The organism is [Clostridium] scindens ATCC 35704, assembly GCF_004295125.1.
Classification (GTDB): domain Bacteria; phylum Bacillota; class Clostridia; order Lachnospirales; family Lachnospiraceae; genus Clostridium_AP; species Clostridium_AP scindens.
Genome location: NZ_CP036170.1, coordinates 1,848,923 through 1,871,572, shown reverse-complemented (window position 1 = coordinate 1,871,572; position 22,650 = coordinate 1,848,923). Strand labels below are relative to the sequence as shown.

Here is a 22,650-nt window from a genome sequence, read left to right as displayed (position 1 = left end):
TTGTTCTTTATCTGCATCTCTTTTTCAGGGAAACTCCCAGCACACATAAAGACATTATCATTACTGCAAGTAATGGAAGAGTCTGCGCACTGTCACCTGTCTTTACAGCTTTCTGATTATTTGCTGTCTTATCAGAGTTCTGGCTCTGTGGCTTCTGATTTCCATTGCCGTTACCGGAATCCGGTGTATCTGTCTCTCCTGGCCTGTCTGGTTCGCCTGGATTTTCTGGTTCAACCGGTTTCGGGTCTTTTTTCTGAAGCGCTCCAATCGCAGCCTCAATTGCCTGTGCTGCATTGTCAAGCTCTTCCTGCGCTGCGCCATCACCAAGTTTACGTGCGGCTTCAAGCGCAGTTGTTACTGCAAGGTAACTTTCTTCAGTATACAAGGATGCATCTATTTTTGCAGCCTGTTCCATCGCTGCGTCCAGTCTGGTGCGATCCGGTGCAGGAACTCCGCCCTCTTCTTGAATCTTAAATACTACCTTTTGATCTGCCGGTGCGGCGCTATTAATCTTCTCAATGATAGCCCTGTCCGGATCTGCAGGATCTGCGATCACTGAAAATACTGCTACCTGATCTGTTGTCCATCCCTGACCATCCTGTAAAGATACTGTTGCCTCTGTGTTGGTATCCCACATTGTTACCTGATAAGAAATGATACCATTTTCATCACTGATAACTTCTTCTGTATAAGCAGCTTCTCTTGCTTCCTTCTCTGCATTTACAACTGTCTGCTCAATCTGTTTGAATTCAATATTGAATTTCAATCCGGAAAGTGCATTTCCTTTATCGTCTTGTACTAATGCACGGAAGGTCAGAATATCAGATGTATCTGTTCCTTTCGCAGAAATCACAAATTTCGCCTCTGCCTCTGCAGCCGGTACACCGTTGATTGTTTTAATAACCGGCGTTCCATCTTCTTTTTCCACCTGCACCTTGATTAAACCTGGTGTTGCGATGTACGCAGAAGTATCCGGAAGATAGAATTCGTATTCTCCCTCATCGTATATTCCCGGTGCCCATGTAAGTGCTCCGTCATTGGCAAATAATTTATTTGCTACGGAATACTTCACATCATATCTTACAAATTCCAGATTTGCCGGAGCATCTCCTTCTACCGGAATCTGAAGTGTACGCATACCTGTTACTTCTTTTAATCCTTCTCTTGCAGACACAAGTGCTGCTTCCGCATCATTCACTGCCTGCTGGGTAAGTGTCTCAGATTTAAGAAGCCCTTCTGCTGCGCTGATTGCTGATTGCAGCGTATTATAACTGTTCCGGGTATAATTGCCCTGTTCGATTGCTTTGGCTGTCTGAAGCTCTGATTCAAGCTTGTCTGTATCTATGCCGACTTCCTTTTCCTTCAGTACAAATTTCACTTCTCTGGTATCTTCCAATACCTCTCCGTCAACGGTAGTAATCACAACTCCCAGTGAACTTGAAGAAAGTGTAAATTCGTGGCTTGCAGGTTCTGCATAGTATTCTTTTCCATTAATCACTACACTCTCATTCTTAAGTGACACGGTAATTTTTGCCACACCCTGATCTGCATCGCTGATTGTATACTCAACAACTCCATTTGCACTGTATGCAGTTCCTGCATAAGAATCCTGTTTCAGCGCAAATGCAATACTGTCTGTTACTTTCTGACCATTTTCGTCGACAACCAGAATGCGGATATTAGATTTGTCTGTTACAATTGGCTTTTCTACTTCTTTCATTCCTTTGATTGCTGCATCCAGTTTCTGATACTCTTCATCTACTTCCGGCTGTGTAGCATCCACTTTGTCATACACCAACTGCGCTGCTGCTTTTGCAGATTGAAGCGCCTGATAAGATTCTGCTGTATAGTCCGCTTCTTTACCATCAAAGAGACTTGCTACATCCAAACGTTCCTTTAGCTTGGACTTATCTACTGTTCCCGGTTCCGGGGTACTACTGCCAACTTTTTTCAATGTATATACGATTTCTGTTGTCTCATCAACAGAAACGTCGTCTACAGATGTGATAGCCGGTGTTGGCCACACAAAATTGGTCTGATATGTATGGATTTCCTCACAGCTCCAGGTCTGATTCTCTCCTGCTGCCTGTCCTTCCTTTAATCTAATCTCAACCTTCAGCCCTCCGTCATTTCCAGTCACTGTATATTCAATTACTCCATTATCATTACTTGTAATATCACTCAGTGTCACGTCCTGGTAATCCGGTGTCTGTGTAAAGCTTACTCCACCGACCGGATTTCCACTTTCGTCCACAACCTTCGCACGGAATGCTTTTTTATCTGATAATACTGCTTCTCCCGGATCTGGTGTTTCTCCACCGGATTTCTTCAGTGTATAAGTCAGTTTTGTTCCCTCTGCATATGGCTTGCCGTCAATGGATGTCATAGCAGACGTCCATCCTGCTCCGGAAGCAACAAACCAATGTTCATCCAGAGTAGTAAACCTGTCATCAGCAAGTTTGATATATGTCTCACCCGAAGTTACATACCACTGAATGATTCCCTGTGATGTAGATTTCAATTCATTATAGGTATCCTCTACTTTTTTTCCATCCACATAAGCATCAAACTTCACGCCTTCCAGTGGCTGACCATTCTCATCTATAACTTTGGCCTTAAACACGCCCGGATAACATGAATAGTCTACTTCTACTGGTTTTTTCACTAAACCTGCAATTGCATTGCTAATTGCTGTTACCTGTGCATCAACTTCTCCCTGTGTTGCATCTGCATTCTTGCACACTGCCTCAGCATCTGCGATTGCTGCAAGCAACGCATCAAATCCACTTTCATAGTCATCACTGTTTAGGGCTTTTGCCTCACTGATCTTCTGCTCAAGTGCTTTTGTATTTGCTCTTACAACTAACTGACTGCGAGCCTCTTTCAATGCAGCTACCGCATCATCTACCTGCTGCTGTTCTGCATCACCATTATTTAATACTGCCTTTGCCTGCTGTAGTACTACCTGATATGCCTGCCAACTTGTAGCTGTAAAGGAAGTTTCACTGTATGAATATTCCAGTTCTACCTGTTTCTTTAACTCTGTCTTATCTGCAATCGGCTTCAGTCCATTCATTGCCCTGAGTAGCTCTGCTGCACATTGGTTATATACTTCCTGTGTTGCACCACTTGTATTTACTGCATTTTCAGCGGCTGTGATTTTCTCCTGAAGTACTTTCCAGGTAGAAGGCATCCACTCAGCTACATCGTATGCTTTTGCCTTCTCAATGTATGCTTGAAGTACAGTACCGTCTGGTTGAATCGTTGCCTCTGCTGACTGTATGCCTCTTGCCACAACTTGCTTTTCAAAATCTACACCTACAGTTTCACCGTCAACGGTCTTAAAATATCTCTGTCCGTCTTTTACTCCTATGGTTACCCGGAATGGCTCTATCTTATAAGGTTCTTCATAGCAAGCCAGAACTTCCCACTCTTTTCCATCCTGCCATCCTGGAGATGCCTGAAGATAAGCAGTTCCTGTATATGCATCCGACTTATCATTCCACGCTTCTGCACCTGTGTCAGGTACACGAATCTGGAATTTGAACGGTCTGGTAAATAGATTACCATTCTCATCTTTAACGATCAGTTTCAACCGAGTCAAAATATCTGTCTTCGTCAGCCCATTAATTGCTGCAGTCAGTTTAGCTTCGGCCTCAGCTGTTTCTTCTTTTGTTGCATCTACATCATCATATGTCTGCTGTGCCTTTGTAAGTGCTTCCTGATAAGTTGCATAACTATCTGCTGTATACTTATATTGCTCTTCTACAGATCCGGCTGATTCGATTGCGTTCTGAAGCGCACTCTTATCCACATATTCATCTTTTGGCCACAGAACCATCTCTAACTCTTCAAAACCATTTGCCAGTTTCCCGTTAATACTTTCGGTAATCCCTCCGACCAGTACTGTATAAGTAACTTGCTCCGGAATTGCCACATATGTATCACCTTTTGGCGCTATCACACACTCTCCAAGATAATCCAATGTCGTATGGGCTATGCTTAATACACCATTTTCATCAGTAACCGCTTCTTTTACAACTGAACCGGACATCGTCTTTTCAAATGCAACATTCGGCATCGGATTTCCATATTTATCAACAACTTTGATCTCGATTCGATTCCATATCGGCTGCTTTTCTCCACCTTCATCATATTCTGGGTAATAGTCCGGTGCCTGTCCATTTTCTACTTTTTCTTTGTTGTCCTTTGCTGCTTTCACACGGTCACTGTCCATGTATGCTTTCTGATCTGCAGTTAACGCCTCATAAGCTTCCAAGGCAAGTCCAACATTTTCCAGATCACTGGTTGTCATCTTGCTGATATTGAATTTCCAGAACAGCTGATTTACTGCAATTGCAGCAAATAAATCATCTTTCTTGCTGTCATCCGGAAGAAATGTTTTATCCTTCTCCAGGTAGATCAACTCTGCCAGAGGCTTAAGATCCGTAACGCCTGTATTTCCTTTCAAATTCAGTTCTGTCAGATTCTTTGCATCTGCAAGCGCTGAAATATCAGTCAAATTATTGTGAGAAATATTTAATGCAGTCAGTTTTTCCAGTTTGCTCATATCTGGCAAAGTAGATATATTATTTTTGGAAACATCTGCATACTCCAGACTGACCAGTCCACTTATCGCGTCAATATTTTCCACCTTATTAAATGAAATATTCAATCTCTTTAACTTTGTCATATCTGCAATAGCCGAAACATCCTGAATCTCACGGTTTACTGATACGTCAAAGACTGTAAGATTTACCAAATTCTTAACCGGACTAATATCGGTAATACCATCCTGCTTCAGAATCAGCTCTTCCAGCTGCGTAAGCCCAGAAAGCGGACGCAAATCCTTGATAGACTTACCCTCTACAGATGATGTATAACCAATATCTATCATCTTAGCTGATTTCGCATATTCCAGGCCTGATAGATCCTCGATCCAGTACGGCTGCGTCCACTGTTCGAAATCCTCCGGATGGTTACACTGCTCGTAAGAAATATTTTTTACTGATGGATCCCCAACCATCTCTGCTGTAAGCTTTGGTCTTGCTTTAATGGCATTCATTGCGGATCTTACCGCCCAGTGGAGTGCCGGATCCTGAATCACCTCATCCTCGCCCGGTGTATACACATCCACCTCTTCCAGACCTCCGCAAGTGTCCGCCTGGGCGCTCATACCCGGCACCATACAAAATGCCACGGACAACATCACTATCGATGCTACAATCTTCCTTAGTTTCTTCATTTTTCTCCTCCTACCATCGAGTTTATGCATTGTAATATAGCGTCATTCCATTCTTAGAACAACACTGCATCTTTTATATTTTGACTCTTAGTGTCTCAAACTTGTTCTTCTCTTTAACAATAAAGCTATCGCTGACATAGCAATACACATGCCCACGAGTAACGGTACAGTATTGGCCGGATCTCCTGTTCTTACAGCAGTACTCTTTGACTCATCTTGTTGTGATTCTGCAGGTTTCTGCTCCGGAACCTCTTTTGTAAATATTATTTCATATCCATCAGATTCCGGCAACTTCTCTTGCCCCGGATTTGTAATATATACTTTTACGACCACTTTATTTCCGTCAGCATCTTTATTCGAGTCAAAAGCCGTCTTATCCATTGACTCTACCTTCTCCGGTAATACGATTTCTGTAATGCGATTTCCGGCAAATGCATATGCTCCGATACTCTTAAGAGATGATGGTAATGTCATTTCCTGAAGTGCATTATCCTTAAATGCGCCTTCTCCAATATCACACAGACCATCTGCGAACACAACACTTGTAAGCTTAAATGGAAGATCGGCAAATGCATATGCTCCGATTCCCGTTATTACTTTTCCTTCCGCATTCTTCTGTGGAAGAACGAGATCTGTACAATTCTCCAGCTTCTTAAGACCTTTTTCCGATAATCCTGTAATTACTGTATCACTTTCATTTACACCATCACCATAAGTAAAATCATCTACATCCCATACTAGAGCCCGGTAGATAATCTTGTGATACTTAGAACTCTGGAACTTCAGATGTGCCGGATTACTTGTATAGCACTCCACCACATAACTATTATCTGTTCCTGTGTTATTCATAAATGTATCATCAGCCAGACTCATCAAAGTAGACGGCAGCTCCACACTTTCAAGATAACCTTCTTTAAATGCTTTTAATCCAATCTTCTCGATTCCTTCTTCCAGTACCAGTTTCTTCAAAGTAAGTGCCTTGAACGTCCCTTCAAAAGCTGATTCTCCGATTTCTTTTACATTTCCCGGTATTGTAAGTTCTGTCAGATGATGCAAATGGAACGCCTTTCTGCCAATTCTTTCTACTGATTCCGGAATATCCAATGTCTCCAGTCTTGCTCCTGCAAATGCGAAATCATCGATTTCTGTGATTGTATCAGGAATTTCTATATGTGTCAGATTAATGTTCATCGAGAATACTGCCTGTGCTATTCTGGTCATTCCGTCAGATAATGTAATTTCTGTCAATACATTTGTTGAGAATGCACCATCCTTAACTTCTGTGATGGTATCAGGAAGTATAAGTTTTTCTAACTTATTAGAGTTAAATGCACTTTCTCCTATTGTTGTCACGGATGCAGGAAATTCAACCGTTACCAGACTGTTATACTGAAATGCTTTATTTCCGATCTCAATCAGTCTTTCCGGCAGTAAAACAGATTCCATTCCATTTGGAGAATAAATGCCGTTCTTTCCCTGTTCCCATTCATCGTCCGGAATCTGGAAAGCAGCCTCTCCAATCATAGAAATATCTTCTCCGGTCTCCGGATTCGTACTTGGAAGTACCAGATTATGATTTTCCAGCCTTGTCTGATTTCCCTTTTCTGACCATCCGGTAATCACTGATCCGTCATATGTAAAATCGTCTTCTGACCATCCAGATTCAACAAGCTGATTATACACTACTTTATGCCAATCCGATGTAGCATAGAAGCCTTTTGCATTTGTCAGATGATCCTTATTAGAAGTATGAATACTCACGACTCTTCCTGCAGCATTTCGAAAAACATCTTTTGCAAGTTTTTCCAGACTATTCGGAATGTCCACTCTTGTAATAAGTGTTTCCGTAAATGCTCTGCTGCCTATCTCCAGCAGCCCTGATGGCAGATTCACATTTGTAATTGTCGCATTGTCCGCTGTCTGCGCAAATGCTCTACTTCCAATCTTCGTCACCGTAGATGGAATCCGAACTTCCGACAGGCTATTTCCAGAAAATGCATAGTTATCGATTGTCTTAATTCCTTCCGGTATCTCAAGAACTGTAAAGTTCTTAGCCGGAGTATTATTCGTAAAAGCAGATGCAGGAATCTCCGTCATTCCTTTTGACAGTACTACCTTTTTAAGTTCAGGATTGGTTGCAAATGCACCGGACCCCATAGTGTTCACACTGTCAGGTAAGATAACCTCTTCGATATAGTTCTGTCCAAATGCCTGCATTCCAATATTCTCAAGACCGTTTGTAAAGTTTACATTCTTTAATCCATTGTCTCTGAATGCGAAATTTCCAATCTTTTTTAAGGATTCCGGGAATGAAACACTGTCAAATCCTTCTCCTTCTGTCCCGAAAACTCCATATCCACCGGCTACACCGTTTGCAATTTCTATAACAGTTTCACCTGTTGTGTTCTGAGCCGGAATTACCAGATTCCTATTCAATGGTCTCTTCATTACTCCATTGTCGGACAGTCCAGTTATAATTACAGGGTTCTCACTGTCATACACGAAATCTGTAGCTTTGTATGTATCGGCATTAATTTCATACACATGATAGTCCGAATCTTTAAATAACGTTTTATCCGTATACTGCTGATAATTCTCAACTCTTACGGTTGTTACACCACTTGTTCCATCTTTAAATTCTTTTTCAAATACTTCCTTCGGAAGCGCTGTTACAGAATACGGAAGATCTACCGTCAGGATATTCTGATTACGGAATGCTCTGTTTCCAATTGTTGTTAATCCTTCTGGAAGAATTAATGTCGTTACTTCATTTAAAGTATTTTTCGTAGAGAATGCATACTTTCCAATGCTCTTCACGGTAGATGGAATTACAATCTCTGTAAAATTGTTTCCTGCAAATGCATTGTCTCCGATTGTTTCAACGCCTTCCGGAATCTCAACAGAAGTAAATCCTGTCATATACTCTGTTTTGGTACTGCAGCCGAATGCGCCTGCCGGAATGTCTTTAATATTCTCAGACAATACAAGACTCTGCAGCGTAGGGTTCGTTCCGAATGCACCGCCCCCAAGTGTTGTAACACTATCCGGCAATACAATATTTACCAACTGATTAATTTGAAATGCCGCTACTCCAATCTCAGATAATGTATCCGGGAAGCTTACTTCTTTCAGACCATTATTCTGAAATGCAAAATTTCCTATTTTCTCTACACGAGATGGCAATTTCACACTATCGAATCCCAGGTTCTCTGCTCCGAACAATCCATATTCTCCCGGCTTTCCGGCACCGATCTCCGTAATATAGTCGCCGGTCGGTGTCTTATCCGGCAGAACAAGATTCCTGTTTTCTTCACGTTTCTTAATTCCAGTTTCTGACAGACCTGTAATCTTCGCACCATCGTATGCAAAGTCTTTAATTGTCCAGACATCCGTCCGTATATGTATCTGGAATGTCGCCCCTGACACTTCAAAACTTATATGTTCATCATTTGGTGTATATACCTGAACAAAACCATCTTTATTTCCATAAAAAGCATTCTTATTAAGCGTCGTTAAACTATATGGAATATCGACTCTTGTAAGTGCTGCGTTTGCAAAAGTTTTAGAATTAATCTTTAACAATCCTTCCGGCAGACGGACAGACGCTAAACAATTCTTTCCGGAAGTCTGCTCAAACGCACTGCTTCCGAGCTCTGTCACATTATCCGGAATATATAAATTCTGAATCTGATTACTCTTGAACGCTCTGCTGTCAATTTTCTTTAATGAAACAGGAAGTGTAAGTGTCTGAATCTCATGTCCGCCAAAGGCCCCACTGCCAATACTCTCAACACCTTCTGGAATTGTAAGTTGAACAAGACCCACATTTAAAGTATTTGCAAGAGTAATTCCAAAAGCTGTTGCCGGAATAACCTTCAGATTCGCAGACAGTTGAACCTTCGTCAAGTGGATATTGTTTGAAAATGCTGCTCCACCAAGTGATGTCACACTATCCGGTAATACAACCTCTGACAGATCGTTGAGTGCAAATGCCTGCAGCCCAATGCTTGTCACTGTCTCTGGAAATATTACCGACGTCAACTTGTTATTCAAAAATGCCCGATCACCGATAGTCTCCAGTTTTTCCGGAAGCTCCACACTTTCGAACACTTCACCTTCTGCACCGAATATGCCATAGCTTACATTGGAATCGCCACTTGCGATTCCTGTAATATCCAGTCCGCCCGGCCCTTTATCCGGAAGTATCAGCTTTTTGTTCTCTTTCCGTTTTAATATACCACTGTCTGATAATCCAGTAAGAATAGTTCCTTCTTCATTGTAAGTAAAATCTTCACTCTTCCAATTTGCGGTATTCAGTTTGATTGTATGATATTCTGACTCCGCAAAATTCTCTTTATCTTCAATATGACGATAATTATCTGTACTAAGTTCCACTACACCTGCAGTACTACCCTTGAATGCATCTTTATCTAATGCCATAAGACTCATTGGCAATGCTACTGTTGTAAGCCCGCTATTTGCAAATGCTTCTGCCCCGATCTTAGTAATTCCTTCCTGGAGTTCCAGACTCTTAAGTGTTCCTTCTGTACCAGCCTGTGCGAAGACACCAGCATCAATTACCTTTAGATTTCCCGATATTGCTAACTCTGGCAACTGATTGCCGGCAAATGCTTCTTTTCCGATTGTCTTTACTGTAACCGGCAAATCCAGACTTGTAACAGGACAATTTTTAAATGCATAATCACCAATGATTTCCAACTTGGACGGGAGCTTCACGCTTTGAAATACCTCATCCTCTGTCGAAAACGTTCCTTGAGTCTCTGAATTTCCTGCTGCTATCTCTGTGATATACTCTCCTTCTGGATTTTTGTCCGGAAGAACAAGATTCTTGTTATCCGTTCTCTTTGTAATACCACTATCCGATAATCCGGTAATGCATGTTCCTTCATAAGTAAAATCTTCACTTTTCCATGAAAGATCAATTATCGGCTCATCTCCTAAAACCAGTTTCTGAAACCATGATTTCTGATTTGCAGCAGTTCTTTCAATATGATGAATCCTGTCCATATTAAAGTGTTCTGGATTCTGGGTATACATATACACAACGCCGCCTGTTCCCTGGAACTTTTCCGGAGCATCCGGAGAAAGAGATTCCATTCCCGGATTTCCCATAAATGTATACATATATACTTTTTCGCAATTATATGGCAACGTAACGGATTTAATTTGATTATATGCAAATGCCAGACTGTCCATCTGGAACATAAAATCAGGATTCAGACAGAAATTCACTTTTGTCAGTTGATTATTAGCAAAGGAGCTGTTGCCTACCATCCACAACGTATGTGGAAATGTTACACTCGATAATTTGTTATTCTTAAATGCCGATGCATCAATATAAAGAATCCCTTCCGGGAACTCAATATTGCTGATATTGTTATTGGCAAATGCGCTAGACTGAATAATAAAATTGCCTCTCTCATGGATCACACCTGTAAGCTGGTCATCGTACGGTATCATCATATTCTCTGGAAATACAACTGTCTCAATTCCCATCCCTGTAAACGCACTTTGTCCAATTCCTACAATCGTGGTACCGTCTGGTGTCTGAGATGGAATTACCAGATTCTTATTTATCGCAATCTTTTCCTGTCCTGATTCTGATAATCCTTTAATAACTTGTCCCTTAACAATAATCTCCCTCTTATAGTCACACCCGGTCAATGTCTGGCTAGCCTCTCCATATGTAAAGTCTGCCGCTGTCCATTCATCATTTGCTGCAGCCTCTACTGCTGCAGGTGCCACATACTGAGCGACCTGCAAGTCCACGTTCTCTTCAGACGATACCTCTGAACCTTGTTCTTCCTGTGCTGAATTTTCTTCCGGCAGCACAGATTCGACACTGTCGCCACTTTCTTTCGGCTCTTCAGATTCTCCTCCTTCCTCTGTTACTGCCACTGCAGCATCCACCGGAATATCCGCTGCAAACGTAGTAAACGTCATGCAAATGCTTAACAACAGCGCTAGTAAAACTGCACCTTCCTTCTTTCTTTTCATACCGTTCCTCCTCAATTTAGGCATAATAATACATTTTTATTCTAGTTTCTATTTCCGATGGTTGTCCAATTACTATTTTTTATATTATTGGCCATTTATAGGCATTTTGTATAAAGAAAACACAGCACCATCCTATTTTATAGGAATCATGCTGTGTCTCATAATCTCTATCATTCTTTTTTGTCGTCAGTTTCTTTTGCGTCTTACTTTCCTTTTATGATATCCAAAACTGCTCTTAGTGGTTTGGTTATCTTCCAACAAGTTGACTGAAGAATCCCATTGTATTCCTTCTCACATTGAACGATAGCTATCTGGAGGTTTCTCCTTTCTTCTTCCAAATATTCCAGCTGCTCTTCCAAATTTTGCAGTTGCTCTTTCGACACATCCAGATACCACTTCTGACCATTTTGCTTATATAAATCCTGAATCCGCATACCAAAATGTTCTTTCAAAACTTTCATGGCACCGGGTATTCGCAAAGCCTCTTCTATCTTCTGGAATCCAATTAAGTTTATCCTCGTAAAATCTATACCCTTTTCCATCATAAGAAATGCCCGCTCAAATTCCAGCTCTACGTGTGTAGAAGATTCTGGATTACGAAACATCTCTTGAAAGAACTCCTTGAATTTCTCATCCTCTAAGTTTTCAAGAAGATTTCTCTTAATCATAGTAAATTCATGAACCATTCGCATCCATTTCTCTTCTGTCAATCCACTAATCTGACCCTTCTCACTATACCATCTATATTTCACTAATCTTTCCGGATAAATGTATATTTCACTTTCTATGACAATTCTGACCCACAGGTCAAAATCTGCCAACTGTGCATATAAGAGATTGTATCCGCCTATGTTATCTAAGATACTTTTTCTGACAATCGAAGCTGGATGTGACAGGCAATTTCCCTCTTCAAGAAAACGATGCATCCATTCTGTTCTGCTTCGATTGTCCTGTTCGAACATCTTCATAATTTCTGGATATTCTTTCTCTACTCGTTCTCCTTCTTTGCCTATAAGAGCGACTTTTGAGAATACGGCTCCACATTTTGGATGTTCCTCCAGATATCGCACCTGCTTTTCTAATTTTTCCGGCATCCAGACGTCATCACTGGTAGCAAATGCCACATATTTACCAGATACCTGCTCGATGCCAATATTAGCCGCATAGCAGTAATAAGAATTTTCCGGCAAATAGATACATTTCATACGTTCATCCCGATATTCTTCCAGCAACGCTCTTGTTCCATCTGTAGAACCATCATCTACGATAAGCAGTTCAAAATCCCTATATGTCTGCGCCAGAATGCTATCAACAGCTTCACAGATTGTCTTTTCTCTATTATAAGTACATAGTATTACGCTGACCATGTTTCTTACTCTACCTCTCCTACAACTGCCCATCTCCAGAAAGACTGATCATAATTATATGAATTCTCGAATCCACACATTTCCAAAACTAACTGCATATAAGAAGAACGGATTCCACCTGTACAGTAAGCAACAATGGCATCATCCTTGGAAAGACCTGCCTCTTCAAACATCTGTACTAACTCTTTATTCGGTTTCAATGTTCCATCCTCCTGGAATAAATCTGTATATCGGATATGAATTGCTCCCGGAAGATGACCGCCCTGTGCCTCATCATATAATATTGCACCATTATACTCGTCATCTGTACGCACATCTACAATCTTATAGTCATCATAGTTTTTCTGTAATTCTTCTGTCGTCATTACATGCGTGTAATCAATCTTATCAATCGTTACTTCCGCCGGCTGCGGATTCGATGCAAGAAACTGTGTAGCTGCTCCTGCTTCTTTCATTGCATTCAGACCACCATCTACCATTTTCACATCTGTATATCCTGCCGCCAGTAGTTCCCAGAGAAGGCGAGAGTCATCTCCCCATCCATTGGCTGTCTCCCCCAGAAGGATTATTTCTTTATCTTTTGTAATACCTAAACTGCCTAACTTCTCTGCTAATGCTTCTGGTTCCAGGATACATCCCCAATTCTCATCTCCTGCTTTGCCTTCCTGAATTGCCCAATCCTGCCATACCGTTGCGACAGCCCCCTGTATCGTCCCCATAATTGCCTGTTTTTCTCCACGGCTATCCACAAACAAAGTATCTTCTGCCCCGATTCTTCCGATTGCATATTCCGCATCCACAATCCATTTCCCATGGAATTTTCCATCATCTGGCACTTCCTCTACAACCTCTTTTTCTTCAGTGGCTATATCACTTCCCTTTGTTTCTTCCACTTGCTGCCTTTCAACTGTCGGTTCCTGTTTCTTTCCGCAGCCACTTACGATTGAACAAACCATTAGAATTGCTAATCCTGTTACAAATAATCTATTTCTTTTCATATGCTTCCTCCTGTTATCTATTCAAAAACTACATTCATCCATGTATTGTATATATTATTACGAAATGCCTTATCTGCTCCTATCTTCGGAAGATTCACGACGCAATTTGCCGGCTCCTCCTGTCTCAAATACCCAGTATGTAAATCCTCTTCACTCACTTGAAGTTTTACCAACCCATCCTCAAAAAATTCTGGGTGCATGAGATATACTGCTGCTGTCACATCCCAGTTATAGAACCCCTCAATACCATACCCCTCTTCGTTATATTGAAAATAATAATCGGTCTTTTCCAAAATATACCTTGCAATCTCAGTATCTGAATCCATCAGGCGATTCTTATATTCTTCTTTGGTAAATAAGACTTTTAAACAATTATTTCCCGTTATAACAGACACATAATTTCCTTTTCGAAGAACCATTTCTGTCGCCTTCGGATCACAAGAAAAATTCAGTTCATTCATAACTTCCTTCTTGAATACCAGTGGCTGGGTGATGCCTCCCATCAGCACAATTTCCTTTACATTTTCAAAGAAGTGCGGATCAATCATATATGCACCCATGAGGTTCGTGAGGGATCCTGTTGCAAGTATGGATATTTCCCCCTTATACTTATCTGCCATCTGTGCCAGATACCGGGCTGCTTCGCTCTCATATTCTCCGCAAGATGCCCCTCCTCTCTTCACGGTAATATCTTCTCTTCCAAGATCCTTAAGCATCGCATGAATGGTAGACATAACTACATCAATATTATTATTTCCATAAGTTCCTGTAATTCCACAGACTTCCGCATCCGCACATCCAAGTAAATAAAGAAGTGCAAGTCCATCATCTACATCACAATCTGTAACCCCAAATGTATTATCGCAATCAAATATAATCTTTTTTTTCTTATTTTCCACTAAATCACTCCCTTCATTTATTATATTATAATGGTCTTAACATTGCCTCATATTCACCGTCCTCCAGATCCGTCTTCCACTCTCCCAGAGAACTCCGAAATACTCCTCCTGATACCACCCCCTTAGCATAACTTGTTCGGCCAAAGTAGTCAGACACTGCTTCAACAGCCGGATGTCTCGATATATCTTCCGGTGTATCGTATTGCAGGATCTCTCCATCTTTCATAAATGCAATTCGATCAGCCATCTGCAAAGCCTCACGCTTATCATGCGTTACCAATATCGTTGTGATTTTCCATTCATCATGAAGCTTCTTCACCAGTCTTCCCATCTCCAATCGAAGTCTTTCATCTAACCCCGAAAATGGTTCATCCAATAGCAGCACTTTTGGATTTGCCGCCAGAGCCCTTGCAAGCGCAATTCTCTGCATCTGTCCTCCGGACATCTCCCGAATCTTTCGTTTCTCATATCCTGCAAGTTCTACTGCTTCCAGAAGTTTTTGTATTCTTCGAAGCTGTTCTTCTTTCGGTACTTTCTGGATCTCCATAGGAAATGCAATATTTTTTCCCACTGTCATATGTGGAAATAATCTAAGATCCTGGAATACAATAACTGTCCCTCTTTTTTCCGGGGAAATATGCATCATGGAATCACCATTCCACAAGATGTCCCCTTCCCTTACTTCCAATAATCCTGCAATAGTTTTTAACAACGTCGTCTTTCCACAACCGGATTCTCCAAGAAGCGCTATGAATTCCCCTTCCTGAATATCCAGATCGACCTGGTGCAGAATTTCTTCTTTCTGCAAATGCACTTTTAACTTTACTATCTTAAGCCCTGCCATCGATATATTACTCCTTTATTCTTGTACAATCTATTTACACTGTTTAGACATAGAACTCCGTATCTTCCTGCCTGCCGAATCTTTTTGCTATACGATCAAATATACCGAATAATGTCAAGGTCACCACGAGGAAAATCAAACTGTAGATACATGCGATATTTCTGTCGCCACCTTGAAGATAAGGAACCATAATCATCGGAAATGTCTTAATCTTTCCTCCCCCTATTAAAAGAGTAATGAAATACTGACTAAAGGATACAATATACGACATACAAAATGCAGAGAGCATCACTGGTGTTAATATTGGTAAGGTTATCTTACAGAATGCATATGTTGGTGATGCTCCCAAAACTCTCGCCTGCTCTTCCAGTTTATCCCCGGCAGCTTCCATTCCATCCATAATCAACCGCACTGCATAAGGTAAAGAATAGATAAGGTGTGCGACCACCACCCCCGTAACCGTATTATTCCATCCGATACGAATAAATGTCACCTGAATTCCCATAGCAAATACAGTAGCCGGCACCATGAATGGCAAAACTGTAAAAAAGTGTATCCAATATTTCCCACGAAACTCATAAAAGAGAAGTGCCTTTGATGTCATAAGTCCAATCGTTACTGCAAGAAGTCCAACCAAGAATGAAATATAAATACTGGAAAAAAACACCTGAAACAACTGCTCTTTCCTTCCCCATACTTCTCTTATAGCTCGGGTGGAAAATACCTGGGGAATGATATCCGGCCAAGCCCACCTCTCCGTAAATACCCACACTCCGAGAAGAATCAACGGAAGCAGAATGCTAATTACAAGCAGCCATATTACAATTCTATTCCATATGGTCTTTCTTTTCTGCATCATGACCGTTCACCTTCTTTCTTAAGCATCAGATGGAAATATACCAAAGCACTGATCAGCGAGATTAAGATAATCATACCATTCACTGCCATCGCATATGGTCTATTTCTCAGATCAGGATGAACATATTGTTGATAAGCCAATATCGGGAGCGCTTTCGGCACTGTTGCTCCTAATAAAAGCGGCAATTCATATGCCCCAAGTGCAAAGACAAAAATAATCAGGAATCCGCTGCAGATGTTTTTCCTGCATAACGGCAAAGTCACTTTCCAAAAGGCGGTCCATGCTCCAGCCCCCAGATTAACTGCGGCTTCCCCCAGTCTTCCATTAATGTTTTCCATCAACACAATTACAAAATAGATAATAAACGGAATCTCTTTCCACAGATATGCCAGAACAACGCCTATTCCATTAGACTGGTACAGCAATGCAGGAAACTGTTGTTGATCCTGAATCCACCCCAGTGCATAAGCAATTCTTGCCAACACTCCATTGCTCGCAAATACATTGATAATAAAAAGCGCTACCACCACATGTGGCACAACAATAGGCAGCTGAATGATTCGCATCATACCCTTACTTGCTTTTCCACGCATAACAAATACAGCACAAAAGAAAACTCCAATAATAGTAGCCCCTGCTGAAGATATCAATGCAATTCGAAGACTATACTTCACAGAATTCAGAATCTCCGGTCTTGTAAATATCTCTTTATAGTATTTTAGTGTTGGTTCTGTTAAGCCAAAAGCTGGAATCACTCCTAAACTTTGGGTGATTCCAGTCACTAATCCTATAAAAAATATAATTGTTAACAACATCTGCGGAATTAATAAAACATATGGTACTGATTTTTTCCGCATTATTTTCCAACAACCTCTTCTAACCAGATTTCTTCAATAATTGGTACTAACTGAGCAGACATTTCCGGTAAACGTTTTGACAACAATTCATCCTGCGGAATCGTTCCCTGTCCAAGATCTACTGCATCAAAAACTTTTTTCTGTTCTTCAGATAATTTGCTATTATCCAGAACCGGTATTACCTTTAACGTATCATACCGATCTGCCTGAATCTCAGGAGAAAGCATCTCATTGATTGCAACCATTGCTCCAGCTTTGTTCGAAGAATTTGCTGCAATTGCCATAAAGTTCGTATTACCAATCGTACCGTTATCAAACTGGAACGCCTGTGTAGTCTCTGTATAAGTTCCGTCCGCAATCTTTAATGCAGTGTCATAAGCACCGTAGGTCATATTCATAACCAGCTCACCGTCCGCAAACATCTGATCCACTGTTGTGGATGAATCCGGGAATGTCTTTCCCTCATTCCATAGGTACGGATTCAATTCTTTCAAATATTCCATTGCCGGTGCGACTGCTTCTCTTACTACCTCTTTATCCGCTTCCATTGTCAAGAACTGCTCATAGCCACAGATTTCGTAAATAATATTTCTTACGAACGCACTTCCTGTAAAATCAGGCAATGCCGGGTAAGTAACTTTTCCTGGATATTTCTGTACAAACGCTTTCAGTTCTTCTGCCGTCTTTGGAAGTTCTGGTGTAACAGCGGTATCTGAAATCATCACCATCTGTGCTTTTCCATATGGCGCTTCATACCCTTCGATCGGATAAGCAAAATCCAGTGTTACATCCTCAGATTCTGCATCTACATACTCCTGATAATTAGGAAGTTCCTCTACAAAAGGTCCGTAAAGCATCTTGTTTTCTTTTGCGGACTGGAAGTTTTCTCCATTGATCCAGATCATATCAATGCTTCCATCCTCTTCTCCTGCATGGATTTCCCCGGATAACTGACTTAATATCTGATCAATATCCATAGGCACTCTCTCCATAGTAATATCATACTTTTCCTTCATTACCGGAGCAAATTCATTGTCCAGCCAATCATTGAGCATCTCGTCTCCACCCCATCCATAGAATGTTACGGTAGTGCCTTTGGCCTCCTCCTTAAGTTCGTCAAAACTCATCTCGCTGATTTCTTTGTCACTTTTTGTTTCTTTCTTGTCTGCACCGGCACATGCTGCTAATGACAGGGACATTGTCAGTGCAAGCACTGCTGCCACTAATCTCTTCTTCATTTCCCTGCTCCTCCGTATCTATAAAATTTCTTCTAAAATCCCTATAACGTCCTTCACCATTCCAGGACAGAATGACATCATTCTACCACTTTCCAATGCTTCTTGGAACCCCTCTGGCTTAGATACATCATATCCTAAGAGTTCTTTACAGTTACATGATGTGCGTTTTTCAAAAAACTTCTTCTTAAACTCAGCACTTTTTGCCATCATGACATCCTTCTGTGCGAGGAGCTGGTCTGCATCATAGTGTCCGTATTTCATTCCGATTACCATTAACGCTCCTGTGAAAGCGCCACAGGTATCCGCCTGCATCATACCTCCGCCAAAGCAGGCAGATACTTTATTTGCAATCTCTTCAGATATTCCAAGCCGCTCTGCAAAATGAACCATTACTACCTGGGAACAGTCATATCCTTGCATAAACTTCTCCTGAATCGCTTTTTCTTCCATGTTCTACTCCTCCTCTATTCTGTTGCTCCACCGCAACTTGAGCCTTGTCCTGCTGTGCATCCATAACAATGTTTTCCAAAACAAATTTTTCTCTTTGTATAAGGTTTCCCAACCAAGTCTGCAATATTTTCTTTTTTCAGAACAGGGAGATCTGCCGCCTGGTTAAAATCACAATCATATACTCTCCCATCCCATCCAACGGAAAGCTGATTTCTACACATCATCGTTGGTAATGTTGCTGCATTAAATGCGCCGTACAATTTCTGCAGATAACTCTCCAGATTGCCGGATCGCTTCAAGAATCCTGCAAATCTTCCTGTTGGATTGTTCGTAATCGTAAAGAGATTATTGAATACAATTCCAAAGTCTGCCATTAGACGCTGCTTATATTCTTTTTCCATAGCACCCTGCTCCGGTGGGAAAAAAGCTCCATTCGGATTGTACACAAGGTTAATCACAAGTTCCGGGTCTTTCCCATAGCCAAGGCTGTTTAATTTCTGCAGGATTTCAATAACCCCGTCAAACACACCATCGCCACGCTGTCGATCTGTCTCTTTCGCACGATAATAAGGAAGTGATGCCACAATCTCCACCTTGCGATCTGCCAGGAACTGTGGAATATGTGCATATTTTTCTTCTTTCATTATCACAAGATTCGATCTTACGATTACATGATCACATACTTTCGTCACTTCATCTACAAACCACTCAAAATGCGGATTCATCTCCGGAGCACCTCCGGTAATATCTACCGTCTTAAACCCCCACTCTTTGTATAACTGAAGACAGGCCTCCAGTGTCTCACGAGACATAACCTCTGTTCTTGCAGGACCAGCCTCAACATGGCAATGCTTACACGCCAGGTTACACAGTCTTCCCACATTAATCTGCAGAACCTCCAGATTGTCCAACGTATATTTCACACTCTCATCTTTGATACATTCTTCAAATGCCGGGACACTTGTTGTCTCCGCTAATCTTAAATTCTCACTCATCCTTAAAACTCCAATTTCTTTACGATATTTTTCATCTGTACTCCATGCACTAAAGAGGCGCCGCCACGAATTGCACATGCTACATGAATGGCCTCTGTCATCTGTTCCTCATTGACACCTTTATTCAGACAGTCATTTGTATAAGAGTCAATGCAATACGGACACTGAATTGCAGATGCAACAGCCAGTGCAATTAACGACTTCTCTCTTGCTGTCAGTGCTCCTTCTGCGAATACAGAACCATAATAATTCATAAATGTTTCCCACAACTGTGGAGCCTCTTCTCCCATTGTTCCAAACTTTGCCAGATCTTCTGGATTGTAATACGTATCCATGTTCTTCCTCCTTGTATTTTAAGTATTTAATAAAGAATTTTTTAATTCAAAAAATTCTTTTGTATTTCTGTTTTCTTCTTTCTTCACCCACGAAACCTCAACTTTACGTCGAACACCCTGTGGGCTCTCTCCCATTAGGTAGATAATATCTGCCACCATCACTGCTTCTTCTACATCATGCGTCACAATAAAGATTGTCTGTTTCAATTCCTTCCACAATTCTAATGTCAATTGCTGCATCTGTATGCGAAGTTTCGGATCCAACGCTGAAAATGGTTCATCCATCAGCAGCATCTCCGGACGTAGCACAAGCGTTCTTGCCAGCGCAGCTCTCTGCTGCATACCACCCGACAATTCCCTTGGATAATACTTAGCATAGTCTTCTAACTGAACCATTTTTAAAAATGTTTCTACCTGCTCTTTTCTCTCCCCTTTGGGAATTCCCTTGCGTTTCAATCCATACTCTACATTGCCTTTTACCGTCAGCCATGGGAAAAGTGCAGGACTTTGAAACACAACACCTCGGCTTTCCTCTTCTGGGATATTTCCTGACTCATAACATTCAAACCCGGCAAGTATACTGAGCAGTGTACTTTTTCCACATCCACTCGGTCCAAGAACAGCCGTAATCTTTCCTTTCTCTATATCCATAGATAAGTCATCGAATACCTGAATCTGTTCTCCATTTGTATTTTCAAAAGATTTGTTCAAATGTTCTATTCTATATACATTATCCTTCATTAGAACTATCCTCCATCAGTCCTCTTCCAAATGTCCGGCATAATTTCACCAGAATCCAGTCGCAGAACTTTCCGGTAATTGCAATCACAACCATACAAGCAAGAACAATATCTACATGTCCCAACATTCTTCCATCCATCATGATTGCCCCGATTCCTTTAGTCACTCCGGTCATCTCACCAAGCACCAGATAGGCCCATGACACTCCAAGTGCCAACCTGAGTCCTACAATTACATGACTAAATGCTGCCGGAAAGATAACAGTAAAGAATAGTATCATTTTCTTAGCTCCCAGCATCTTACCTGCCCGGATATATATTTCCGGCACTCTTGATGCCCCCTCCTGCGTATTCAAATATACAGGAAAAAATGCTGCAAGTGAGATTAAAAATAATGTATTTTCTTCTCCTACACCAAACCATACCATACCAAGTGGCAGATATCCAATTCCCGGAACCGCTCGAAGTGCCTGTATCATCGGATCGCACATCTTTCTCAGTAATGGAACTCGCCCAGTCAGAAATCCGAGTATCATTCCTGTCACACCTGCAACGTAGAATCCTTTTCCAACACGAAGTGTACTGATCAACAGATTTTCCAACATTTTACCGCTATAAGGAGATGCTTGCATATTACCAAATATAAAATCAAAAAATACGATTGCAAATTCTTTTGGTGAAGGAACAACATAACTCTGTACTGCATTATTTTGTGTGGATAAAAACCATACAATTAATACCATAATCGGAATGATAGTCCCTATAAACCGATCCTGTAAACTTTTTTTCTTCATCTTGCTTCTTTCTATGATTTATCAGCATTTTCCAAAAATGTAAGATTAAACATTGCATCTACATCCGGAACTTCATTGATAATTCCAAGCTCTTTCATTTTTTGTGCCAGATTCTTGGTATGCTCTATGAATGTCTCATCGATATTCCCACATAACTCAATATTCTCTGCAGACACTTCCATAATCTCTTTGTCTGTTCCGAATTCATATGCTTTTTTAAACCATGCATCCTTATTTTCTGTCAAATAATCGGATGCTTTTAAGTGTGCATTTACCAAATCCTGTACCAACTCTGGATTCTCCTTGATGGTATCTTCTGTCACGATCATGGCTGCATTAATCGTATCAATACTATCATCAAAATACGGATAGCTTAAAACTCTTCCGTATCCTTTTACAATTGCCTCTGATGGATATGGCTCTCCACTACAGAACGCATCAATCTTTCCATCCTGTAATGCCTGCCCCATATCAAAAAAGTCAATTCTTACTAATTCTACATCCGTTTCTGGATTAAGACCTGCTCTTTCTAATACATCCAGAAGGAGTGCATGGTGCATTGTCCCCGGTACATAAGCAATAGTTTTTCCCTTCAGATCTGCTTCTGTCTGAATATCAGAGTCTTTTCCAACTACAAGTGCAGAACACTTATTACATAAACTAGATACAATCTTAACCGGCTCTCCATTCGCAGCGGCGGAAATAGCTGTCACTAATGTTGTTCCTGTCATATCTAATTCTCCTGCAAGAAGTGCGGCTTTCTGATCACCCGGGTTCGTAAATGGTGCTACTTCGATTTCGTATTTTTCATCCGTAAACTGCTGATAGAAAAACGGCTGTATCGTCTGTGCTGTCTTCCAGGTTCCTACCTTCACCTGAACCGTCTCTTCCTTCTGTCCCTTATCAACTGTATTTTCTTTTTCCTGACATCCTCCTAAGATTAAGGATGCTCCTAACGCTGCTGCCATCAATGCAGCTTTCCATCGTTTACTGTTCTTCATCATAGTTTCT

15 protein-coding genes are annotated in these 22,650 nt (G+C 41.1%); all 15 read right to left on the bottom strand.

Going from position 1 to position 22,650, the window contains the following annotated elements:
• Positions 1-7 precede the first annotated feature (7 nt).
• Positions 8-5,245 carry a leucine-rich repeat domain-containing protein gene (locus tag HDCHBGLK_RS09540; RefSeq protein WP_130574585.1) on the bottom strand — a complete coding sequence of 1,746 codons (5,238 nt, stop codon included), beginning with the start codon at positions 5,243-5,245 and terminating at the stop codon, positions 8-10.
• Between the two features lie 87 nt (positions 5,246-5,332).
• Entirely contained in the window at positions 5,333-11,263 is a 5,931-nt protein-coding gene (locus HDCHBGLK_RS09535) for a leucine-rich repeat domain-containing protein (RefSeq protein ID WP_130574584.1), read from the bottom strand.
• Positions 11,264-11,466: 203 nt separating this feature from the next.
• Positions 11,467-12,630 (bottom strand): glycosyltransferase, encoded by a 1,164-nt coding sequence (locus HDCHBGLK_RS09530; RefSeq protein WP_004608110.1) that lies wholly within the window; start codon positions 12,628-12,630, stop codon positions 11,467-11,469.
• 5 nt (positions 12,631-12,635) lie between these two features.
• Positions 12,636-13,628 carry a sulfurtransferase gene (locus HDCHBGLK_RS09525; protein WP_004608109.1) on the bottom strand — a complete coding sequence of 331 codons (993 nt, stop codon included), beginning with the start codon at positions 13,626-13,628 and terminating at the stop codon, positions 12,636-12,638.
• A gap of 17 nt (positions 13,629-13,645) precedes the next feature.
• A complete protein-coding gene (locus HDCHBGLK_RS09520; protein ID WP_004608108.1) occupies positions 13,646-14,527 on the bottom strand; it encodes a nucleoside hydrolase in 882 nt (293 codons plus the stop codon).
• Between the two features lie 25 nt (positions 14,528-14,552).
• Positions 14,553-15,371 carry an ABC transporter ATP-binding protein gene (locus HDCHBGLK_RS09515; RefSeq protein ID WP_004608107.1) on the bottom strand — a complete coding sequence of 273 codons (819 nt, stop codon included), beginning with the start codon at positions 15,369-15,371 and terminating at the stop codon, positions 14,553-14,555.
• Positions 15,372-15,414: 43 nt separating this feature from the next.
• The gene (locus tag HDCHBGLK_RS09510) at positions 15,415-16,230 is read right to left on the bottom strand and encodes an ABC transporter permease (RefSeq protein ID WP_004608106.1); all 816 of its coding nucleotides are present in this window, start codon (positions 16,228-16,230) and stop codon (positions 15,415-15,417) included.
• Positions 16,227-17,087, bottom strand: a complete 861-nt coding sequence (locus tag HDCHBGLK_RS09505) for an ABC transporter permease (RefSeq protein ID WP_004608105.1) — start codon at positions 17,085-17,087, stop codon at positions 16,227-16,229. Before HDCHBGLK_RS09505 ends, HDCHBGLK_RS09510 begins: the two co-directional genes overlap by 4 nt.
• Entirely contained in the window at positions 17,087-18,325 is a 1,239-nt protein-coding gene (locus HDCHBGLK_RS09500; RefSeq protein WP_004608104.1) for an ABC transporter substrate-binding protein, read from the bottom strand. Before HDCHBGLK_RS09500 ends, HDCHBGLK_RS09505 begins: the two co-directional genes overlap by 1 nt.
• 18 nt (positions 18,326-18,343) lie before the next feature.
• On the bottom strand, positions 18,344-18,775 hold the full coding sequence (locus tag HDCHBGLK_RS09495; protein ID WP_004608103.1) for a C-GCAxxG-C-C family protein: 432 nt from the start codon (positions 18,773-18,775) through the stop codon (positions 18,344-18,346).
• Between the two features lie 14 nt (positions 18,776-18,789).
• Positions 18,790-19,770 (bottom strand): arsenosugar biosynthesis radical SAM (seleno)protein ArsS, encoded by a 981-nt coding sequence (gene arsS, locus HDCHBGLK_RS09490; protein ID WP_004608102.1) that lies wholly within the window; start codon positions 19,768-19,770, stop codon positions 18,790-18,792.
• 2 nt (positions 19,771-19,772) lie between these two features.
• Complete coding sequence (locus HDCHBGLK_RS09485) at positions 19,773-20,105, bottom strand: arsenosugar biosynthesis-associated peroxidase-like protein (RefSeq protein ID WP_004608101.1); 333 nt, start codon at positions 20,103-20,105, stop codon at positions 19,773-19,775.
• A gap of 18 nt (positions 20,106-20,123) precedes the next feature.
• On the bottom strand, positions 20,124-20,846 hold the full coding sequence (locus tag HDCHBGLK_RS09480; RefSeq protein ID WP_004608100.1) for an ABC transporter ATP-binding protein: 723 nt from the start codon (positions 20,844-20,846) through the stop codon (positions 20,124-20,126).
• On the bottom strand, positions 20,836-21,639 hold the full coding sequence (locus HDCHBGLK_RS09475; protein WP_004608099.1) for an ABC transporter permease: 804 nt from the start codon (positions 21,637-21,639) through the stop codon (positions 20,836-20,838). The genes HDCHBGLK_RS09480 and HDCHBGLK_RS09475 overlap by 11 nt, the downstream gene beginning before the upstream one ends.
• An 11-nt stretch (positions 21,640-21,650) precedes the next feature.
• The gene (locus tag HDCHBGLK_RS09470; RefSeq protein ID WP_004608098.1) at positions 21,651-22,643 is read right to left on the bottom strand and encodes an ABC transporter substrate-binding protein; all 993 of its coding nucleotides are present in this window, start codon (positions 22,641-22,643) and stop codon (positions 21,651-21,653) included.
• Positions 22,644-22,650: the final 7 nt, after the last annotated feature.